16 protein-coding genes and 2 rRNA genes (1 of these 18 running past the window's edge) are annotated in these 20,752 nt (G+C 53.7%); 16 read left to right on the forward strand and 2 right to left on the reverse strand.

Features of this window, described 5'->3' with window-relative positions; genetic code table 11:
* The 16 genes from LOS79_RS30040 to LOS79_RS30115 form a co-directional block, all read left to right on the forward strand.
* Positions 1-563 (forward strand): 23S ribosomal RNA (locus tag LOS79_RS30040); it begins 2,363 nt to the left of the window's first position.
* A 206-nt stretch (positions 564-769) separates the two neighbouring features.
* Positions 770-886, forward strand: a 5S ribosomal RNA gene (gene rrf, locus LOS79_RS30045).
* Positions 887-1,347: 461 nt separating this feature from the next.
* Complete coding sequence (locus LOS79_RS30050) at positions 1,348-2,058, forward strand: type 1 glutamine amidotransferase (RefSeq protein WP_315414544.1); 711 nt, start codon at positions 1,348-1,350, stop codon at positions 2,056-2,058.
* Positions 2,059-2,077: 19 nt separating this feature from the next.
* Positions 2,078-2,872 carry a dihydrodipicolinate synthase family protein gene (locus LOS79_RS30055; protein ID WP_315414546.1) on the forward strand — a complete coding sequence of 265 codons (795 nt, stop codon included), beginning with the start codon at positions 2,078-2,080 and terminating at the stop codon, positions 2,870-2,872.
* 225 nt (positions 2,873-3,097) lie between these two features.
* The gene (locus tag LOS79_RS30060) at positions 3,098-4,894 is read left to right on the forward strand and encodes a cache domain-containing sensor histidine kinase (RefSeq protein WP_315414548.1); all 1,797 of its coding nucleotides are present in this window, start codon (positions 3,098-3,100) and stop codon (positions 4,892-4,894) included.
* A 7-nt stretch (positions 4,895-4,901) separates the two neighbouring features.
* Positions 4,902-6,503 (forward strand): response regulator transcription factor, encoded by a 1,602-nt coding sequence (locus LOS79_RS30065; RefSeq protein WP_315414550.1) that lies wholly within the window; start codon positions 4,902-4,904, stop codon positions 6,501-6,503.
* 183 nt (positions 6,504-6,686) lie between these two features.
* Positions 6,687-8,126: a carbohydrate ABC transporter substrate-binding protein gene (locus LOS79_RS30070; protein WP_315414551.1), complete on the forward strand. Its 1,440-nt coding sequence runs from the start codon at positions 6,687-6,689 to the stop codon at positions 8,124-8,126.
* A 168-nt stretch (positions 8,127-8,294) separates the two neighbouring features.
* Positions 8,295-10,430, forward strand: coding sequence for a discoidin domain-containing protein (locus tag LOS79_RS30075; protein ID WP_315414552.1), 2,136 nt, complete (start codon positions 8,295-8,297; stop codon positions 10,428-10,430).
* Positions 10,431-10,698: 268 nt separating this feature from the next.
* On the forward strand, positions 10,699-11,577 hold the full coding sequence (locus LOS79_RS30080) for a carbohydrate ABC transporter permease (protein ID WP_315414554.1): 879 nt from the start codon (positions 10,699-10,701) through the stop codon (positions 11,575-11,577).
* Positions 11,578-11,579: 2 nt separating this feature from the next.
* Positions 11,580-12,449, forward strand: a complete 870-nt coding sequence (locus LOS79_RS30085) for a carbohydrate ABC transporter permease (RefSeq protein ID WP_315414555.1) — start codon at positions 11,580-11,582, stop codon at positions 12,447-12,449.
* A gap of 41 nt (positions 12,450-12,490) precedes the next feature.
* Positions 12,491-13,585: a peptidyl-prolyl cis-trans isomerase gene (locus tag LOS79_RS30090; protein WP_315414556.1), complete on the forward strand. Its 1,095-nt coding sequence runs from the start codon at positions 12,491-12,493 to the stop codon at positions 13,583-13,585.
* Between the two features lie 21 nt (positions 13,586-13,606).
* Positions 13,607-15,775 (forward strand): 1,3-beta-galactosyl-N-acetylhexosamine phosphorylase, encoded by a 2,169-nt coding sequence (gnpA, locus tag LOS79_RS30095; RefSeq protein ID WP_315414558.1) that lies wholly within the window; start codon positions 13,607-13,609, stop codon positions 15,773-15,775.
* Between the two features lie 4 nt (positions 15,776-15,779).
* Complete coding sequence (locus LOS79_RS30100; RefSeq protein WP_315414559.1) at positions 15,780-17,213, forward strand: alpha-L-fucosidase; 1,434 nt, start codon at positions 15,780-15,782, stop codon at positions 17,211-17,213.
* A gap of 3 nt (positions 17,214-17,216) precedes the next feature.
* Positions 17,217-17,348 carry a hypothetical protein gene (locus LOS79_RS30105; protein ID WP_315414560.1) on the forward strand — a complete coding sequence of 44 codons (132 nt, stop codon included), beginning with the start codon at positions 17,217-17,219 and terminating at the stop codon, positions 17,346-17,348.
* Between the two features lie 67 nt (positions 17,349-17,415).
* Positions 17,416-18,117: a metallophosphoesterase family protein gene (locus LOS79_RS30110; RefSeq protein WP_315414561.1), complete on the forward strand. Its 702-nt coding sequence runs from the start codon at positions 17,416-17,418 to the stop codon at positions 18,115-18,117.
* Between the two features lie 41 nt (positions 18,118-18,158).
* A complete protein-coding gene (locus LOS79_RS30115) occupies positions 18,159-18,617 on the forward strand; it encodes an OsmC family protein (RefSeq protein WP_315422521.1) in 459 nt (152 codons plus the stop codon).
* An 18-nt stretch (positions 18,618-18,635) separates the two neighbouring features.
* Here LOS79_RS30115 and LOS79_RS30120 read toward each other — a convergent pair whose 3' ends face one another.
* On the reverse strand, positions 18,636-20,060 hold the full coding sequence (locus LOS79_RS30120; protein WP_397386711.1) for a sensor histidine kinase: 1,425 nt from the start codon (positions 20,058-20,060) through the stop codon (positions 18,636-18,638).
* Position 20,061: 1 nt separating this feature from the next.
* The gene (locus LOS79_RS30125; RefSeq protein ID WP_315414563.1) at positions 20,062-20,748 is read right to left on the reverse strand and encodes a response regulator transcription factor; all 687 of its coding nucleotides are present in this window, start codon (positions 20,746-20,748) and stop codon (positions 20,062-20,064) included.
* Positions 20,749-20,752 lie beyond the last annotated feature (4 nt).

A 20,752-nucleotide genomic window follows, 5' to 3' on the forward strand; every position in this document is an offset into this window, starting at 1 on the left:
AGGCATAAGGGAGCTTGACTGCGAGACCTACAAGTCGAGCAGGGACGAAAGTCGGACTTAGTGATCCGGTGGTACCGCATGGAAGGGCCATCGCTCAACGGATAAAAGCTACCCTGGGGATAACAGGCTTATCTCCCCCAAGAGTCCACATCGACGGGGAGGTTTGGCACCTCGATGTCGGCTCATCGCATCCTGGGGCTGAAGTAGGTCCCAAGGGTTGGGCTGTTCGCCCATTAAAGCGGTACGCGAGCTGGGTTCAGAACGTCGTGAGACAGTTCGGTCCCTATCTGTCGTGGGCGCAGGAAATTTGAGAGGAGCTGTCCTTAGTACGAGAGGACCGGGATGGACGTACCGCTGGTGCATCAGTTGTTCCGCCAGGAGCATGGCTGAGTAGCTACGTACGGACGGGATAAGCGCTGAAAGCATCTAAGCGTGAAGCCCCCCTCAAGATGAGATTTCCCAGTATGTAAGACCCCTTGAAGACGACGAGGTAGATAGGTTGGAGGTGGAAGTGCAGTAATGCATGGAGCTGACCAATACTAATCGGTCGAGGGCTTATCCAAGAATACCCCAAAAAGTGAAGAAGAGGCTGACGAAGCCGATTCCGAATACTTTCCGGGGGCCCCGTAAGAAGGGCAAACGCAAATTTCGTTTCGGATTCAGTTTTCAGGCGATTAAGACCTGAACGATTTTAAGCTGCATGTCCTTTCTGAGGATTGATATTTTGCGGGAGTGATTTCGCAGGAGTCAACGCAGCGCAAAAATCATGTTTGGTGGCGATAGCGGAGGGGTTCCACGCGTACCCATCCCGAACACGACCGTTAAGCCCTCCAGCGCCGATGGTACTTGGACCGAAGGGTCCTGGGAGAGTAGGACGCCGCCAAGCACACGAAGCCATTGTTGAGCAATCGACAATGGCTTTTTTGTTGCGGAAAATTATACAATTTGAAAAATGCGGGTAACTCTTGCTAACAAGTTGAATTGGACTGAGAAGCCTCTATTCTCCCAAGAAACCTGAAATATAGGCTGAAGCGGACTGAGATTCCGTTATCTTGTCCGTTTGAGCCCAAAAGAAGGCGAGAACGGGCAATTAAGAGAATCTCAGTCCGCCGGAGCTGTAATTTCAGTGATTTTGACTGAATAGCGGAATCTCAGTCCTCTCCCTGCTCGAAGAGGGAATTACATCAGGTTACCCGGCATTGCCTGAAAATATATGTTTTGGGCCTCCGCAATGTACCTGAGTCAGCCCCGAAGTCAAAGCTCCACTTTGTAGGGTTATTTTGTATTGCAGAAACTATCCCAACTATGAAAGAATGAAAAGAACATTTCTGATTACGAGGTGAAACGATGCGAATTCATTGTCTGCAGCATGTTCCTTTTGAAGCACCGGAGGAAATATCCGTCTGGGCCGGAAATAAAGGCCATACCGTTACAACAACCCTGCTGTATGAAAGCCAGAGTCTGCCGGCATTAGAGGATTTCGACATGCTCGTTATAATGGGCGGACCAATGGGGGTATACGATGAAGCTTCCATCCCTTGGCTGAAGAGAGAGAAGATTTTCATCCACGATGCCATCACCACAGGCAAGCTGACGCTGGGCATTTGCCTGGGAGCACAGCTGATTGCTGAACAAATCGGCGGGGAAGTCTACAGGAACAAGTGGAAGGAGATCGGCTGGTTCCCGGTTAAGCTGACAGAGGAGGCGAAAGGCTCAGCCTTGTTCAAAGGATTCCCTGAGCAGTTTGTCCCGTTCCATTGGCACGGGGATACCTTCAGCCTGCCTGCCGGAGCGAAACGGATCGCATTCAGCTTAGGCTGCGCGAATCAGTGCTTCGAATTCAGGGATACGGTCGCCGGCCTGCAGTTTCACTTGGAGGTTAATGAACAGAGCATTCAGCGGATTATGGAACACTGCGGAGAAGAAATAGAGCCCGGTGAATACATCCAATCCGCAGCAGAGATGGCGGGCCAGCCAGAGAAGGTCAGAGCCTCGAACGGGATACTGTTCACGCTTCTTGAGGCTATGGAAGACAAGCACCTGTCGAGAACGCAGTAGTCTAAGGGAGGATCATGCTATGAAAATATTAAATGTTGCAATCCCTACTCCTTTCCGGGAGGATGAAAGTCTGAATGTTGCGGGCTTTGAGCCGATAGTAGCTTATCATATGCAGCACGGGATCGAATCGCTGCTGGTGTCGGGAAGCACCGGCGAGCAGCACTCCATGAGTGTCGGGGAAAGGCTGCAGATCATCGAATATTTCAATCAGCATCCGTTCGCAGGGGTGGAGCTGATCTTCGGAGTTGCCGCCATAAGAACAAGGGATGCAGTACGGCTGGTCAAGTCGCTCGAAAGCTCCGTATTTGCGGCAATAATGATTGGCTTCCCGCCGTACATCCGGCCTACGCAGCAGCAGGCAGTTGCCTATGTAGAGGAGCTGCTCGGCCATACCTCGAAGCAGGTGATTCTATACAATAACCCTGGCCGGACCGGGTTTGATCTCCTGCCGGAGTCGTTGCATACACTAATTAGCCGGCACCAGAACATTGTGGGCTACAAGGAAGCCGGAGACTTGCAGCGCCACCTGCCGCTGGAGGATCCCGGGGACTTTATCCGTTTTGCGGCCGGTGATGTGAATCTTGCCGGCAATTTCACGCTGAACGGATGCAATGGCCTATCGAGCGTGGCAGGGAACATCTATCCGCAAGCGGTCAGAGAAGCCACCCTCCGGCTGTCGCAGGGAGAGCAGCCCGAAGCCGGTATCGAAGCCCTGGTTGAACGGGTAATCAGCGGCCATGCGCTGATTAATATTAAGCGGCACTATAATAATTTGGGGTTCGCTACGGGAGTCTGCCGCGCTCCAATTGCATAATACGGCCGCTAAAGGCAGTTGCCGCCCGCCTTATTGCTCACAGCATTATAGGAGCAATTATAGAGCCAGCCCCGGCAGATGGAGTCCTTAGGATTCGATCCGCCGGGGCTGGCTTTTATTTGGCTGCACAGACATGCCATGGATGTAAGCGCATAAACTCTATAGCAAGCGAAGAAAGCTATGATAGAATGAGAGGGAATATGTCGTGACTGAGAGGAAGTTGACATGAATATATCACGAGACCCGGCTAATCCGCAGAGACGTCCCTCTTATTTAAGAAAGTTTTCGATCAAAAATAGGCTGCTCGGCGCTTTCTTCATCACCTCACTGCTGCCGGTTATTTTTGTAACGCTGTATTCCAACGTCAGGTATGAAGAGTCTATATCGGATAAGCTGAGCGCCTTTTCCCTCCAGGTGCTGTCGGAATCGGCCGTCAATGTATCACGGGAGCTGGCCCAGTATGAAACGCTCAGTGAATCTATTATTGTGAATCAGGAGATTCAGAACGGCCTGCTGCAGGCGGACGGCATGAGCGATTATGAACGCAATGAGTTCCAGACCCGGATCAATAATGATCTTGGCGAGCAGGTATTCCGGCTCAGTAATCTGTCGAATGTAGTCGTTCTCACAGAAGGCATGGAGCCGTTCTACGATATGGGGTACGAGTGGTATCCGGGAAGCCAGATTGAGGATTCTGTCAAGCAGATTAACCAGTTCTCGGGCAATATGACCTGGAACTATTTACGGTCTAACCGCGGTACGGATAAAATCGCGCTGAGCCGGGTGATTTTCTCGGCAGACAATCTGAACAAGAAGCTGGGCTATCTCATCATCGTAATTGACGGAAGGGTCTTCACCCGGAATACATATGAGCATGTGGATCTTGGCACGGGCGGCAAATTATACATCGTGGACGGATTCGGCACGGTCGTCTCATCAGCTGACCCGGATATCCCGCAGGGAGCCGGCTACAAGCAGCGGGAGGTGTTCGATAATATAGTCAAGGGCCAGACCAACCAGTCCTTCTATACGTCGATCGGCGGCAAAAAAACGCTGGTGACCAATACCTATATCCGCTCTGCCGACTGGTATATGGTGGGACTGATTCCGCATTCATTCATTGTGTCCGAGCTGCTTGCGATCCGCGGGAATCTCCTGTACATCAGTGTGTTCATTCTGCTGCTCTCGACCCTGATGGCGATGTGGGTCTACAGAAGCATCATCACCCCGATGCGTGAACTGCTGCAATATGCCAAGCATATCAAGCTCGGACAGCTGGATTTCCGGCTCGCCTCTGCGAACGCTCCCGATGAGATGGGCAAGCTCACAGAGACGATAGACCAGATGGTGGCCCGGCTGAAGCAGCTGATCTATCAGGTCGGAATGGAGCAAAAGGCGAAGCGGGAGGCCGAGCTGAAGATGCTGCAGGCGCAGATTAACCCGCACTTCCTGTTCAATACGCTGAACTCGCTGAAATGGAGTGCTATGATGAGCGGCAACACCATCGTGGAGGAGGGTATCGCCTCCTTGTCGGAATTGCTGCACAATACAATTCTGGATCAGGAGGAAATGATTCCCCTCCGCAAGGAGATTGATAATCTGCTCCATTATGCAGTGATCCAGAGAATCCGGTACGGCCAGTCCTTTGAGCTGAACTGTACGGTTGCGCAGGAGGAGCTGTACGATTGCCTGGTGCCGAGATTTATCCTGCAGCCGATTGTCGAGAATTCGATTATTCATACCGGCGGCGATGAAGGGCGGATGGTCAGAATCAGCCTCAGGGTAGCGGGCAGTGAGGGAGTGCTGCAGCTTACGGTGTCAGATAACGGCAAGGGCTTCGATATGCAGGAGGTGCAGCGGCGCAAGACTTCCGCGAACAAGCTCTCGGGCATAGGCATTGTTAATGTTGAAGAGCGCATCCGCATGCATGTGGGTGAACCGTATGGAATGCTGACAACAAGTGAACCTAGCAAGGGGACGGTTACGGTAATCCGGCTGCCTCTGCAGATGAAAGAGGGGTAGACAACTTATGTATAAAGTGCTGATTGTGGATGATGAACTGATTGTAAGACATGCCGTAAAATCATTGATCCGGTGGGAGGACAGCCGGTTTGAATACGCAGGCTCGGCAGCTAACGGAGCGCAGGCGCTGGAGCTGATCACGAAGACAGGTGCGGATATCGTCATCACGGATATCAAGATGAGTGAGATGGATGGTCTGGAGCTGATCAAGCAGCTGTTCAAGACGTCCTTCACCGGTGAGATTCTTGTACTAAGCAACTACAACGATTATGACCTGGTCCGGGAGGCGCTGAAATGCGGTGCCCATGATTATATGCTGAAGCTCACACTGAAGACCGAGGATTTCATGGCTTCACTTGCAGAAATAGCGCTGAAGCTGGATCAGAAGAACAGCCGCCGCACCCGCCAGATTCCGCTTGCAGCAGGTACGGCAGAGGTGAAGGAGCAGATCGCGGAATGGCTGAAGGAGACGGATGCCGGTCTTGCCGCCGGGGGGGATTACGCGGGCAGGAATGCAGTTGCGGAATTGCTGGCCGGACCGCCTGCGCTGCAGGCGTATACGTTCGGCATACATGTACTTAAGGAGGGGAGGTCCGGCCAGGCGGCGGTGAAGTATCAGGAGATGCTGTATAAAATCGCCGAGAGCCTGCTCCCCGGCAACCGCGGACTGTATGTGGCTGCTGCCGGGCCGGAGCGGTTCCTGCTGCTGCTGGTGTCCCCGGTTCCTCCGGCCGGCGGTCCGGCTCCCGCGCCGCAGGAGCTGGCCCAGCGGATCAAAGGGCTGTCCAAAATTTATTACAATGTGGAGGTTACAGCGGTCTACGGAGATCCGTCAAGAACCTGGGAGGGGGTAGCCGGGCAGATCGGGCGGGTTAAGGAGGCGGCCGTGCTTTCTTTTTATACCGATCATCAGGAGAACTGCATATACAGCGGCCGCGCGGCCGGTTCCAGGGAAGAAGAGCAGCAATTCCGGGTACTGGAGAATCAGTTCAAAGACAGTCTGCGGCATATGAACGGGACGGAAATTGATTTGTGGCTGGAGAGCGCCACCATGCTCGTACGGGCAGCCGCTGAATTATGTATCCCTCCAAGCTCACTCAAACGGGCTATGATCGGCGGGATCTGGGGGCTCTTCAACTCAAAGCCGGTCAGCGGCGAGGTACCCTGGAATGAAAGCGAATGGGTGGAAAAGGTGGAATCCGCCTGCACCGACTCCCATGTGCTGCTTATCATCCAGGATATGTACGATGAAATTATGAATAGAATCGGCAAAACAGCGGGTTATAAGTTCATGCGGGAAGAGATCCGGCTGGCCAACGCGTATCTGGAGCAGCATTTCGCTGAGCGGGTATTTATCTCGGAGGTAGCGGCACATGTAGGGTTCTCCGAACCGTATTTATGCCAGGTCTTCAAGGCGGAGACAGGCTCAAGCATCCTGACCCGGCTCAATGAGATCCGGATGACCAAGGCTTATGAAATGCTGTCCTCCGGCAATTACCTGATCAAACAGGTGGCGATGGAGATCGGTATCCCCGATCCGTTTTATTTCAACCGGCTGTTCAAAAAGAGATTTGGAGTGGCGCCCAAAACGGTCAAGAAGATCCGCTGAAATGGACGATTTTAAGAATGTGTAAAAAATGTATAGGTTTGCGCTTCCGAAGGCCCATTCTTTCATTTGAGGTCAGCTTTATGCATAAAATCGTCCATGAACCTCCGTTCTTTTGTTAATATGGTGAACCCCCTCACAAACCTATAATTAAGACATCCAAATCCAGAAAGGGGTCAAACAAAGATGTCAAAGAAAAAGTGGACCGCCCTTGTCTCAGCCGCTGTACTCATGACGCTGCCGCTGGCTGCCTGCGGTTCCAATAATACCAGTAATAACGCCGGTACGAATGCTGCTCCGTCAGCGGCTGCTACTGAAGCTGCTGCGGAGGCGCCGGCCAGCGCAGCACCGGAGGCGGCAGAGACCTTCGGCAACCCGGAGCTGAACATCGCCGTGTTCCAGGGCGGATACGGGCGCGAGTATTGGGATAGTGTAGCCGCTGAATTCATGAAGGATTATCCGGGCACCAAAATCAACATTACGGCTAGCCCCAAAATTGCTGAGCTGGTCCGGCCGAAGATCGTTGCCGGGAATCCGCCGGATTTCATGTATATTTCGGGAAGCGATAACACCCCTATTCTGGATGGGCTGGTCAAGGATAAGGCTTTGCTGGATTTGACCGATGTATTTGATTCAAATACCGAAGCGGGAACTCCGCTGAAGATGCAGATTCTGCCCGGCGTGCTTACTTCCAGCCTGATTTCTCCTTACGGGGACGGCAAAATTTATCTCGCTCCTTATAATTTCGGCGTCATGGGGCTCTGGTACAATAAAAATCTGTTCGACAGCAAGCAGATTGCTGCGCCGAAGACCTGGGATGAGCTGTTCGCAGCGAACACCGTGGCGAAGGAAAATAACCGCGCCCTGTTTACTTATCAGGGACTATATCCTGGCTATCTGGAAGAGATGATTGTTCCGGCTATCGCCAGCGCAGGGGGCCAGGAAGCCCTGAACCAGTTCTTCAACTATGATCCGGAATTCTGGAAGAGTGAAACCTATACCAAGGTGTGGGGTCTGCTTGAGAAAATTGCTACAGAAGATAACGGCCTCATGAAAGGGACAGTCGCCCTCAACCACACCCAGTCGCAAACCGCCTTCCTGCAAGGAAAGTCGATGTTCATCCCGAACGGCACCTGGTTTGAGGATGAGATGAAGGATGCGCCGCGAGAGGACGGCTTCCAGTTCGGATTCCTTGGTGTCCCTTCCCTGGGATCAGACGGCAAGGTTATGGCACTTACCCAGGTAGAGCAGATGGTCATTCCCGCCAAGGCGAAGAATCCGGAGCTGGCCAAAGCCTTCCTGAAGTACCTTTACAGCGAGAAGAGCATTAAGCTGAATGCGGAAAAATCCAAAGGCGTTATGGCAGTAAACGGCGCGCCTGATCTGGTGAAAGAATACATTTCTGAGACGACCTACAATATCTATAAAGCGGTAGACAGTGGAATGGTTGCCGTCAGCGGCTCCTTCAAGCCGGTGGCCAAGGGCAGCAAATATAACGCCAGCGATGAAGTCTACAAGCCGATCTCCTCTATTATGAGCAAGCAGCTGACCCTGGATGAATATTCAGCGAAGCTGTACAAGGTCTACACACAAATTCAAAAAGAGCTGCAAGAACAAGGCCAGTAATTCAAGTACCGCCAGTTCGTCCTGCCTTGCAAGTACTCAAAACCTGCCTTTCATGTATGGGCGGGTTTTTTGTATAAATACGAATGTGAGCGCCTTCAACAGCTGTCTCACAGGGAAGGAGGTAAGGGGTTACCGAAGGGATTATTAATCATAAGGAGGATATCCAAGGTGAAAAAGGTTGTAACACTGGTATTGTCTCTTATACTCCTCTCGTCCGTTCTGATCACCGCAGGGCCGGCCCAAATTGCCAATGCAGCAGGAACTACTTATTATGTTGATTCAGCAGGCGGAAATGACTCGAACAGCGGTACTTCTACGGCTGCAGCCTGGAAATCCCTGACCAAGGTCAATGCGACCACCTTCCAGCCGGGGGACCAGATTCTTTTCAAATCCGGCGGGGTGTGGAACGGCCAGCTCTGGCCGAAGGGATCAGGGAGTGCGGGATTGCCGATCAAAATTGACCTGTATGGCGGAACCGTGCGGCCTATCATTAACGGCGGCGGCACGCAGCGCGACTATCAGGCGACAGGCGCCGTTATGCTGCGGAATCAGCAGTACTGGGAGATCAGCAATCTGGAAGTCACCAATGATGATAACTTCAACACGGATCTGACTGCAGTAACGTACGCGAACAGCAAGCCCTCCAATATCCGCGACGGCATTCTGGTCGTGCTGGATACGAGCCAGATTGCCGCCGGCGCGGACACCATTATGGATCATATCTATATCCATGATAATTATGTACATGATGTAGACAGCCCCAACGTCTGGCCGAATCAATACGGCAATGCCTCATTTAACGGCGGAATCATCTTCTATGTCATCGGCTCCCTGCAGGCGAATATGACCTTCAATGATGTGCGGATCGAGAATAACACGATTGAAAAGGTAGATCTGCTCGCCATAGCCAACTTCAACTACACAACCCCTTCGGCTTTCCAGGATGAGATTGATCCGTATAATCTCTGGCAGACCAATATCTATATCGGGCATAACTACATGCGCAATATCGGACAGGGTGCAATCGATATCTGCGATGCGAAGAATGTGGTTGTGGAATATAACGTGGTGGACGGCTGGTCCCGCCGCTACAATGCCGAGAGTGCCGGGATCTATCCCTGGAAATCCTACAATGTCACCTTCCAGAATAATGAGGTGTACGGCGGACCGACCACGACAGGGGCGAACAACGGGGATGGAACAGCCTTCGACTTCGATTCCCCGAATATAAATATCGTCTATCAGTTTAATTACACGCACAATAATCCGATGGGCTGGATGTCGTACCTGGGCAGAAGCAGCAATAATATTGCCCGCTATAATATCAGCGACGATAACGCCGCCTACCTGATTAAATTCGGCTGGTTTGATGTCGATACCTCACCTACTTACTTCCTGAATAATGTGTTTATCTATGACGGGGCGGTCACCAAGTTCACCAGCTCCAATGCCAATCTGGCTTCAACCTACTTCAAGAGTGTCCCGTATTACTTCTATAACAATGTCTTCTACGATAAAAATAAGCCGTCTTCCAGCTTCTGGCCAAGCAGCCCAAGCAGCTACGGTACGGCTGTATTCAGAAATAATGCCTTCTATGTGGCCAATGGCAGCCATGCTGCCGGGGAACCAAGTGATGCCGCCAAGGTGATTCTTCCGCCGCAGATGGTCAACCCCGGAGCGGCGCCGGCGGCGGGTGCCAACGGCTATACCAGCGGGGCTACGGTATGGAACGGCTACAAGCTGCAGGATACTTCGCCGCTGATTAATGCGGGCTTGTACGTCTCGCAATTAGGGACCAAGGATTTCTACGGCAATACGCTGTACAATGGAGCGGCGCCGGATATCGGGGTATTCGAATCCACGGTTGCCGGGGGATCGACAGATCCGGTATCCCTGACAGCGGGAGGAACGGTTACAGCGAGCTCAACCAGCAGCCCGTCCGGGGAAGAGAAAGAGAAGGCGTTCGATGCCAATCCTTCAACGAAATGGCTGATTACAGTGAGCACAGGCTGGATTCAATACAAGTTCGCGGCAGGGGTGACATGGGCAGCAACCTCCTATTCCATAACCTCAGCCAATGATGTTCCCGGGCGCGATCCCAAGAGCTGGACGCTGCAGGGCTCTAATAATGGCACCAGCTGGACCAACCTGGACACCCGGACCAATGAGACCTTCGCCACCCGGTTCCTGAAAAAGACGTATACGTTCAGCAATACAACAGCTTACGCGTACTACCGGTTAAATATATCTGCTAACAACGGGGAAACAAACCTTCAGCTGGCTGAAATCGGCCTGTACAACTAATTTGCACCGCCAGGCTGTCCCGGACGGAAGAGGAGCGGTTCCGCCCGGACAGCTTTTTTAAAATAAAAGAATAATGTTTCGGGGGAATTTCAACAGCACAAACCTGTACGATTTTAAGATGGCCTGCAAGCTGACAAGGGGGGTTAAGGGTTGCCTGTATTCGCTTAAAATCCTCCATGAACATCCTTCCTTTTGTTAATATGGTCTGCCTGCCAACCAACCTATAATTAGAGCATCAAGAGGAAAGGGGCTGGATACGAACATGACAATGAAGACCCGAAAAAGCATATTTATCGCTACATGCCTGCTTCCGGGATTATTCTTATTTCTCTTATTCAAGGTGTATCCTACACTGCAAATCTTTCAGAAATCCCTGTATCTGTGGACCGGGCTCAGCGATAAGCCGAAGTTCATCGGCCTGCAGAATTATACGGATATGTTCCAGGATGATACGTTTCTGCTGTCCCTGAGGAACACCGGTCTCCTGATGCTGGTTGTTCCTGTGGCCACGCTGCTGATTGCCCTGGTCAATGCTTCGATTCTGACCAAATCGAAGCTGAAGGAGCGGAATATCTACCGCACTGTGTTCTTCTTCCCAAGCATTCTGTCCTTTGTGGTTATCGCCATTCTCTGGTCCTTCATCTATCATCCGACGATGGGCTTCCTGAATGCGGGCTTAGAGGCGATTGGACTGGACCAGTGGGCGCTGCCCTGGCTCGGAGACCAGCGGGTCGTGCTGTGGGCTCTGGCCGTTACACTGATCTGGCAGGCCGCAGGTTATTACATGGTCATCTACATGGCCGGTATCGACGGGATCTCACCCGAGCTGTATGAAGCCGCCGAGCTGGACGGGGCAACCCGGATCAAGCAGTTCATTCATATCACGATCCCGATGCTGTGGGAGATTATCCGGGTTACGATTATTTTCAGCATCAACGGGGTGCTCAGTATAAGCTTTGTTATTGTCTCGGTCATGACGGCCGGCGGCCCGGATCACCACTCCGAGGTTGTAATGACGTATCTGTATTCGCAGGCCTTCACGAATTCCAACTTTGGCTATGCGATGGCGATCGGCGTATTTATCTTCGTGATATCCATGGTCCTGGCGCTGATCAGCAACAGGCTGACTGAAAGGGGGACTGACTGACTATGGCTGCCGAGAATACTGTGAACCGTCCTGCGAAAAAGGCCGGCAGCGCGGTAGGCAAGACGCTGCTCCGTCTGTTGCTGCTTGTCCAGACCGCCGCTGTGGTCTACCCGCTGCTGTGGAATGTCATGGCCTCGTTCAAAACCAATGCGGAGATTATGGATAATCCCTGGAAATTCCCTAAAGGGATGGAATGGATCAACTACGTCCATGCCTTCACAACTGCCCGGATCGGAGAATACATGCTGAATTCCGTGCTGGTCGTGATTCTCTCCATGGCTATTCTGCTGGTAGCGGCTGTGCCGTCCGCTTATGTGCTGGGAAGAATGCGGTTCCGCGGGCGTTCCTTTTTCACCAATTTCTATATGGCCGGGCTGTTTGTCGGCGGAGTATATGTCATTGTGCCGCTGTTCATCCTGATGAACAGTCTGCATATGCTGGACAACCGCTTTTGGCTAAGCGCAGTGTACGCTACAGGCAGTCTGCCGTTCTCCATCTTCCTGCTGACCAGCTTCATGAAGTCCATCCCGCATGATTATGAGGAAGCGGCGATGATCGACGGCTGCGGTTACTTCAGCACGATGTTCCGGATTATTGTCCCGATGGCCCGTCCCGGAATTATTACCCTGATTGTATTCAGCTTCTTCGATTTCTGGAATGAGTATGTGATGGCTATGACGTTCATCAGCAGTGATGCCAAGAAGACGATTCCGGTCGGATTATCCAACCTGATGCAGATTCAGCAATATGCTACGGACTGGGGCTCCCTGTTCGCCGGTCTCGTCATCGTGCTGGCACCGACGATTCTGGTCTATGTGCTGCTGCAGAAGAAGCTGACGGAAGGCATGATGCTCGGCGGAGTGAAGGGTTAGACTGTAAGGCTGAATATGACAAGCAGCGGGAGGAAGCGGATATGGGCCGTAAGGTTAAATCGGATACTTCCAGATATTACGTTGGAGGCGCAAGCCTTGTCCTTCTTGCAGTATTGATGATTATATCTGTCATATATTTGCGGGCTGCCGCCCGGACGCATGCGGTTGCCGAACCGGCTAAGCCCGGGTTAAGCGATGTGATCCTGTATGTGAATGAAGCGCCTGTGACGAGGCAGGAGTTCCAGTTATATATGGATAAGGAGAAAGGGGCAGTCACCAATTACTTCAGTGTTACTTACCAGGCTGAGGATCAGCCTGACTACTGGAGCAGTGAGTTCGGAGGCGAGCGGCCCATTGATCTGCTCAAAAGCCGTGCGGCGGAGGAAGCGGCCAAAGGCAAATTACTGCAGTCCATCGCCCTCCGCAAGGGGCTGGTGCAGGATATCTCCTATGAACAGTTTCTGCAGGACTGGGTTGACGGCAACAAGGAGCGCGAGCAGGAGATCAGCCGGAATGAGGCCGTCTTCGGGCTGGGGCAATATGAGCAGAGCCAGTTCTATTTCTATACCCTCAGCAATCTGAGGCTTGAGTTAGAGGAGCTTCTGGGTAAGGAAGAGCTGCAGGTGTCCGAAGAGGAGGTTCAGGCTGTCTACCAGGCGCATGCGCAGGATTATCAGAATCAGACCCGCATTGTACTGGAAGAGCTGTCTGTACCCTATGCCGGGGAAAAGGAGAAAGGCCAGGCGCTGCTTCTCATTCAGACGGCCCTTGAGCAGCTGAACAGCGGGAAAGCGGCCGCGGACATAAAGGACAGGAACGAGCGCATCCGGCTTACCCGCCGTACGGCCACAGGCCTCGGACAGATCAGCCCGTTATCCCCGGAGGGGATGCTGGTGCAGAGTGCAGTGAAGCTTCAGGCGGGGAGCTGGTCCCCTGTAATGGATGCCGGAGACCGTTATTCCCTCGTGCAGCTTGTCGATAGAACGGAGCAATATGATGTACCTATCGAGGAATTAGCAGGTCAATTGAAGGCTGAAGCACTGCAGCAGAAATTCGGAAATTACCTGCAGGAGCAGTTCCGGTTAAGTGAGGTACGGCTGAATGCAGGCCATTATGAGGATATAACTACACCTTGAGGATAGAAGGAGAGAACAGATATGACCAAGCAAGCAGGAAGAGTAACCCTCCCGAGTGAAGAAGGATTCGTAAAAGAAACGATTGAGATCATGGAGCGCTGGGGTGCCGACGCTATCCGTGACAGTGACGGAACCCTGCTGGATGCCGAAATTAAGGCACTTGATGCCAAAATATATACGGCGTACTTCCCGACAAGAGGCCATAATGAATTTATCAGCCGGCATATGGAGGAATGTCCGCAGATCTATCTCCTGTCTGATTACACGCTGGCCCGGGAAACTGAGCTGACGGTGGATTTGCTGCAGTCGTACTACAAGGAGCAGCTGGATGTGGATTATCTTCATGATCCCAAGGCTTACTGGCAGGTAACCGACAGGACGACCGGACAGCTGGTCCCGGAGCAGCATTGGCATGTGCTGGAGCAGGAGCATAAGGTAGTTATCCGGCAGGCTCTGCCATGGCATGAATATACCGTCTCGTTCCTGGCTTATATCAAATGGGACCCGGTGCAGATGTACAATCACATCACGAATGACTGGGGCGATAAGCCGCATGAGATCCCGTTTGATGTGAAGCAGCCGCATACGAACGCTTTTATATATGAGACTATGAAGCAATGGCTGCAGGACAATCCGGAAGTGGATGTAGTCCGGTTCACCACGTTCTTCTATCAGTTCAGCCTGGTGTTCAACCAGTACGGCAAAGAGAAATTCGTCGACTGGTTCGGCTACGGGGCAAGCGTCTCGGTGGCGATGATGGAGGATTTCCGCAAGGAAAAGGGCTACGCCCTGACCGCAGAGGATTTTGTCGACCAGGGATATTACAATTCTACCTTCAGAGTGCCCAGCAAAACTTATCTGGAGTATGTCGACTTCGTCTCCCGGTTTGTCTCAGTAGAGACCCGGAAGCTGGTTGATCTCGTACATGAGAGCAAGAAGGAAGCGATTATGTTCCTCGGGGACCAGTGGATTGGCGTGGAGCCATACGGTCCATACTTCGAATCGGTCGGTCTGGATGCCGTTGTGGGCAGCGTGGGTGACGGCACGACCCTGCGGATGATCTCTGACATTCCGCATGTGAAGTATACGGAGGGGCGGTTCCTGCCGTATTTCTTCCCGGATGTCTTCTTCGAGGGCAATGATCCTGTGATAGAAGCGCGGCAGAACTGGCTGACGGCCCGAAGGGCCATTCTCCGCAAGCCGATTGACCGGATGGGCTACGGCGGGTACTTGAGCCTGGCTTACAAATTCCCGGAATTCGTTGATTATGTGGAGCAGATTACGGATGAGTTCCGGGAGATTCATGCGCATATCCGCCGGAGCAAGCCGTATACCGGTATGAAGGTGGCTGTCCTGAATTGCTGGGGCGCGCTGCGGACCTGGCAGGCGTTCACAGTAGCTCACAGCCTCTACTCCAAGCAGGCTTACTCGTATTACGGAATTCTGGAATCACTCAGCGGGATGAATGTGGATGTGGAGTTCATCAGCTTCGATGATGTGCTGGAGCGCGGAATCGACTCTTCAATTGATGTTATTATTAATGCGGGCGATGCCGCAACGGCCTTCTCGGGCGGGGATGTGTGGAAGAATACCGCGCTGGTTGAAGTGCTGCGGGAATGGGTCTATGGCGGCGGCGGGCTGATCGGCGTGGGGGAACCGGCGGCAGTATCGCATCAGGGAAGGTTCTTCCAGCTGGCGGACTGCTTCGGCGTCGATAAGGAGACCGGGTTCAGCTTATCGACAGACAAGTATTTCACACAGCCGGCTGCGGGGCATTTCATCACTGAGGGAATCTCAGGATTTGACTTCGGTGAGAGCATGAAGAATGTTTATGCGCTGCACAGCGGGGTAGATATACTGGAATACTCCCGCGGAGAGATTCATCTGTCGGCTAATCAGGCCGGCGAAGGCCGGGCGGTGTATATAGCGGGATTGCCTTATTCGCCGCAGAACAGCAGGCTGCTGATGCGCAGCCTCTATTACGCCGCCGGCAAGGAAGCGGAGCTGCACAGATGGTATTCCGCTAATCCGTCATGTGAGGTGCATGCGTACCCTGCAAGCGGAATGTATGCGGTCGTCAACAACTCGCAGGAGCCGCAAACAGCTGCCGTCTACGACGGACAAGGGAAGCTGTCAGAGGTTCAGCTTGCAGCCGGGGGTATCGTGTGGCAGGAAATCCGGGAGGACTGATTAGATGAAGCTGGAGGAAATCTGCAATGTGCGGCCGTCTGAACGGCAGCTGAAGTGGCAAAGACTGGAGTTCTACGGGTTTATCCATTTCGGCATGAATACGATGACTGGCGCAGAATGGGGCTTGGGGCATGAAGACCGGAGCCTGTTCAATCCCGGGCAGCTGGATGCGTCGGAATGGGTGTCTGTGCTGAAGGCATCCGGCATGCGGGCCGTGATTCTGACCTGCAAGCATCATGACGGCTTCTGCCTGTGGCCGAGCCGCTATTCGGAGCATACCGTGGCGCATACGCCCTGGCGCGGCGGCAAGGGGGATCTGGTCCGGGAGGTGGCCGATGCCTGCCGGCAGCAGGGTCTGGTCTTCGGCACCTATCTGTCCCCGTGGGACCGGACAGAGCAGACTTACGGGGAAGGCAAGGCTTACGATGACTTCTATATACAGCAGCTGACTGAGCTGCTTACGGAATACGGCGGGATCGGCTGCGTGTGGTTGGATGGCGCCAATGGCGAAGGTCCCGGCGGCAAGAAGCAGTACTATGACTGGGACCGGTATTATGAGGTGATCCGCAGGCTGCAGCCGCAGTGTGTAATCAGCGTCTGCGGCCCGGATATCCGCTGGGTCGGCAATGAAGCCGGGCAGACCCGGGCGGAGGAATGGAGCGTAGTGCCGAAGCTGCTGCAGGATGCGGAGAAGGTGGCCGAGAAGTCACAGCAGGCCGATGACGGCCGGTTCTCCCGTTCACTCAACTCCATGGATGAGGATCTCGGCAGCCGGGCGGCGATAGCCGCGTATGAGGGAGAATGGGTGTGGTATCCCGCTGAAGTGAATACCTCGATCCGCCCCGGCTGGTTCTATCATGAGGAAGAGGATACGCAGGTAAGAAGCGGCAGCGAGCTGTTTGACATCTACCTGAACGCGGTGGGCGGCAACGCCACCTTCCTGCTGAATATCCCGCCCACGAAGGAAGGGCTGATTGCTGAGCCGGACCGCCGGGCGCTTGCGGAGCTGGGCCGGAGAATCGCCGGGCTGAGTGACCATTCGCTTATGCGGGGGGCAGAAGTGCGTGCCTCAAGCTCCGCAGGGGACAGGGAGCGTGTACAGCAGCTGATTGACGGGGAGGTCCAGCCGGATCAGCCGCTCTGGCAGCCGGCTGAAGGAGACAGTGAGCCTTGGCTGGAGGTGGTATTCCCTCAGAAGGTGGCCTTCAATACCGTGATTCTGCAGGAGCAGATTACGCTGGGTCAGCGGGTGGAAGCCTTTGAGCTCTGGACTGCTGATCAGCAGCAGTGGAGCAAGCTGGCTGAAGGCTCGATCATCGGCTACCGCAGGATTATCCGGGTTCCGGATACAACTGCCGGCCGCTTGAAGATTGTATTCAAGCAGTTCCGCGGGTTCCCGGCTTTATCACATGTACGTGTGCTAAGTATCGAGGAGTAGTGTTTGAATGAGCGGAGCAGAAGAGAGATTCTGCTGCTCCGCTCAGGCAAGGCCAGTGCGGCATCTCAGCCAGCTTCCGGCAGGGGCTCGGTGATGCTGCACTGGCTATTTGTGCGTGGTGATTATCTGGTGTGAAGCTCCGGCTATGCATGCATTATCCCTGTTAATGATGTAGACTGGATGCAGAGAAAGCAGGGATGAGATGAGCAAATTCTTTATAACCGATATCCATGGCGATAAAAAGGGTCTGGAGCTCCTCCTCAGGCAGGCTGATGTCAACTTAAGCCGGGACCAGCTGGTCGTCGGCGGGGATATGATTAACCGGGGGAAAGATTCCGCAGGCGTGGTCCGGTTCATTAAAGACCTCATGGAGCGGTATCCCGGCCGGGTCCACGCCCTTATCGGCAATCATGAAGAAATGATGGGCGATTATATCAGGAACGGGGACAAGCTCTGGCTGAGCCATGGCGGGCAGGAGACACTGGCGGGCTTTGCCCGGGTGTTCCCCGGTCAGGCTGAGCGGCAGGCGCATATGGAGTGGGCATACTCCTTGCCGCTGTACTTTGCGGATGAAGAATATGTGTATACGCATGCCGGGCTTGATCCGGAGATGCCTTTGGAGCAGCAGAGCCGGGACATTCTGTGGATGACGGAATACGAGTTCTACCGGCAGCCGCGCGAAGCGCTGCTCACATTGACGAACGGCAGACCGGTCATTCATGGACATACGCCGGTTGAGCGGATCTATTATGACGGGGTCCGGATGAACTGCGATATGGGATCGAATACTTACTCTGTGCTTGAGGAACGGTCCCTGGGCATTGTGAATCTTACAGAGATGACCTACCATGTATACAGGCAAGCAGATCACCGGCTGGAGACGCGGCGGATCGGAATGATCTAGCCGCTGGCTGGTGCAGAATGAACAAGAGAGGAATGAGTACACTGAAGCATCCTTTTCAGCTCAAGGCGGTATGGAACGGCGGGCGGAACAGTGAAGGGCATATTGAAGCGGGCGGGTTAAAGAGCGTGATCTCCATTCCGCAGGAGATGGGCGGGCCGGGAACCGGGACCAACCCGGATGAGATGCTGCTTGGAGCCGCGGCGACCTGTTATCTGATTACCCTGGCAGCGATGCTGGAACGCTCGGGGATTACTCCGCTGGAACTGACGCTTGCGTCTGAAGCCACGGTAGATGTAACGAATAATGTATTTACGTACGAGCGGATCGTACACAAGCCGCGGATTGTGCTCAGGGCTGCAGCAGCTGCATCGGAACTGGAGATAGCAGAACGTCTGGCCCATAAGGCCGAGCAATCCTGCATGATCTCCAGGGCGGTAGCCGGGAATGTCTCTATGGAGACGTTGCCCGTTGTTGTGACGGCAGAGGAAACGGGAAATTAAGTAGGTTACTTGCACGGCTCACAGATACAAAGGCGGGGGCACATGCTGAGTCATCCGGTAGAGCGGCAGCTCCACAATGACGGAGGTCCCCTTCGTGAATTCACTCTCGATCCGCAGCCTGCCGTCATGGAGCTCGATAATCTCCTTGCAGATGGCGAGCCCGAGTCCGCTGCCGGACTGGCGGGACCGGCCTTTGAAGAACTTGGTGCCGAGCTGCGCCAGGTCTGCGGCTTCTATGCCTTCGCCGTTGTCGGCGACGGTGATGATAATCAGGGCCTCGCGCAGCTCGGCAGTCATGCTGACTGCACCCTCTGCAGGCGTGAATTTGAAGGCATTATCGAGCAGATTGACAAAAACCTGCTTCAGGCGGTTGAAGTCACCGTCTACAGGCAGGGGCTGGTCCGGAATATTGGCGTAGAGGCGGATCTGCTTGGTCTGCCCCCTGTATCTGAACTGCAGCAGCAGATCTTCCAGCAATCCCCGGAGGTCATAGGGCTGGCGGACAATTGTAATCTCACCAGCCTGGAATTTGGAGAAATCCAGCAGATCCTCCACCAGGCCGATCAGCCGGTCGGTCTCGCTGGTCATGACTTCAAGACCCTGCAGCGTCTCTTGCTTATCGGACAGGTCGCCGACGAGCAGCGTTTCCCCCCAGCCTTTGATTGAGGTAAGCGGAGTCCGCAGCTCATGGGTGACCGAGGAGATGAAATCATATTTGATCTTCTCGCTCTTGAGGATTTCTTCGGACATATAATTCAGTGTTACCGCAAGTGTTCCCACCTCATCATCATACTGCTTGGCTGCCCGGACGGTGAAATCCCCGGTGGCCATCTCCTTGGCAACTCCGGTCAGCTGCTGGATGGGGCCGACAATCCGCTTAGCGATAATCAGGCTTAAGCCGAACCCGAAGCCGATAACGAGCACTCCCACAATAGCTGCATTCAGCACGATTTTCATAATAACCGCATATAAAGGCTCTGCTGACACGGAATAACGCAGCACCCCGATCGTGCTTCCATAATCCTTGAGGGCTATGGAGACAGCGATGATCCGCTCACCGTTCACGGGATTCAGGCTCTGGTAATTGCCTTTACCGCTGGTGAGTGCCGTTCTGACATCAGGGGTACTAACCTGCTCACCGCTGGAGAAGCCGAAGGAATTAATAATGACCTGGCCTTCGGCATTCAGCACCTCCACCTTACTGCTCTCTTCCGTAGAGAGATTCTCCAGAATATAACGCGCCCGGTCCTTGAGGGAGAAGCCCTCCAGATACTTGTTGAAGAATGTTGCTGAAGTAGCAGCCCGCGAGTTCAAGGTCTCCATTGCACTGCCCAGATAGTAGTAATGGACGGCCGCAATAAAAACCCCCTCCAGCAGCAGGACAATCAGGAGCAGCACGAGCGTGATATAGACGGTAAGTCTGGACCTGATTCCCTTCAGCAAATTAACCCCTCCATATATAGCCGAAGCCCCACACTGTTTCGAGAAACTGCGGACCGGCAGCTTCTTGTCCGATCTTGTGGCGGATCCGGCTGATATTCACATCAACAATTTTAAGGTCTCCCATGAAATACTGCCCCCACACGGCGGTCAGAATATCATCCCGGTTCATCGCCTTGTTCGGCTGCTCCATCAGCAGCTTGACGATCATGAATTCCGTAGGCGTGAGCGGGATGTCCTGCCCGTCCTTCAGCAGCTTCCGTTCATCCTGCATCAGGGTAAAAGGCGGCAGCACAATATTATTCTCCTGCAGCACAGCTTCTCCGGGATACATCCGGCGGTAGAGGGAGCGCACCCGCGCAACCAGCTCAACCGGACTGAACGGCTTAACCACGTAATCATCCGCACCGGATTCCAGGCCCATGACTTTGTCGACCTCCTGGCTTTTGGCTGTGAGCATAATGATGCCGAGCCGGGGGAATTCTGCCCGGAGGCGCCTGCACACCTCGAATCCGCTCATCCCGGGCAGCATCAGGTCCAGCAGAGCGATGTCAAAGTCCTTCCGGTCCTTGACAATGCTCAGGGCAGCCTCACCGGTTGAAGCCTCGAATACCTCGAAGCCGGCACGCCTCAGATTTACACTAAGCAGATCGCGTATCGGCTTCTCATCTTCCAGTATCAGCACTCTCATGAAC

The sequence above is a fragment of the Paenibacillus sp. MMS20-IR301 genome (genome assembly GCF_032302195.1).
Classification (GTDB): Bacteria; Bacillota; Bacilli; order Paenibacillales; family Paenibacillaceae; genus Paenibacillus_AQ.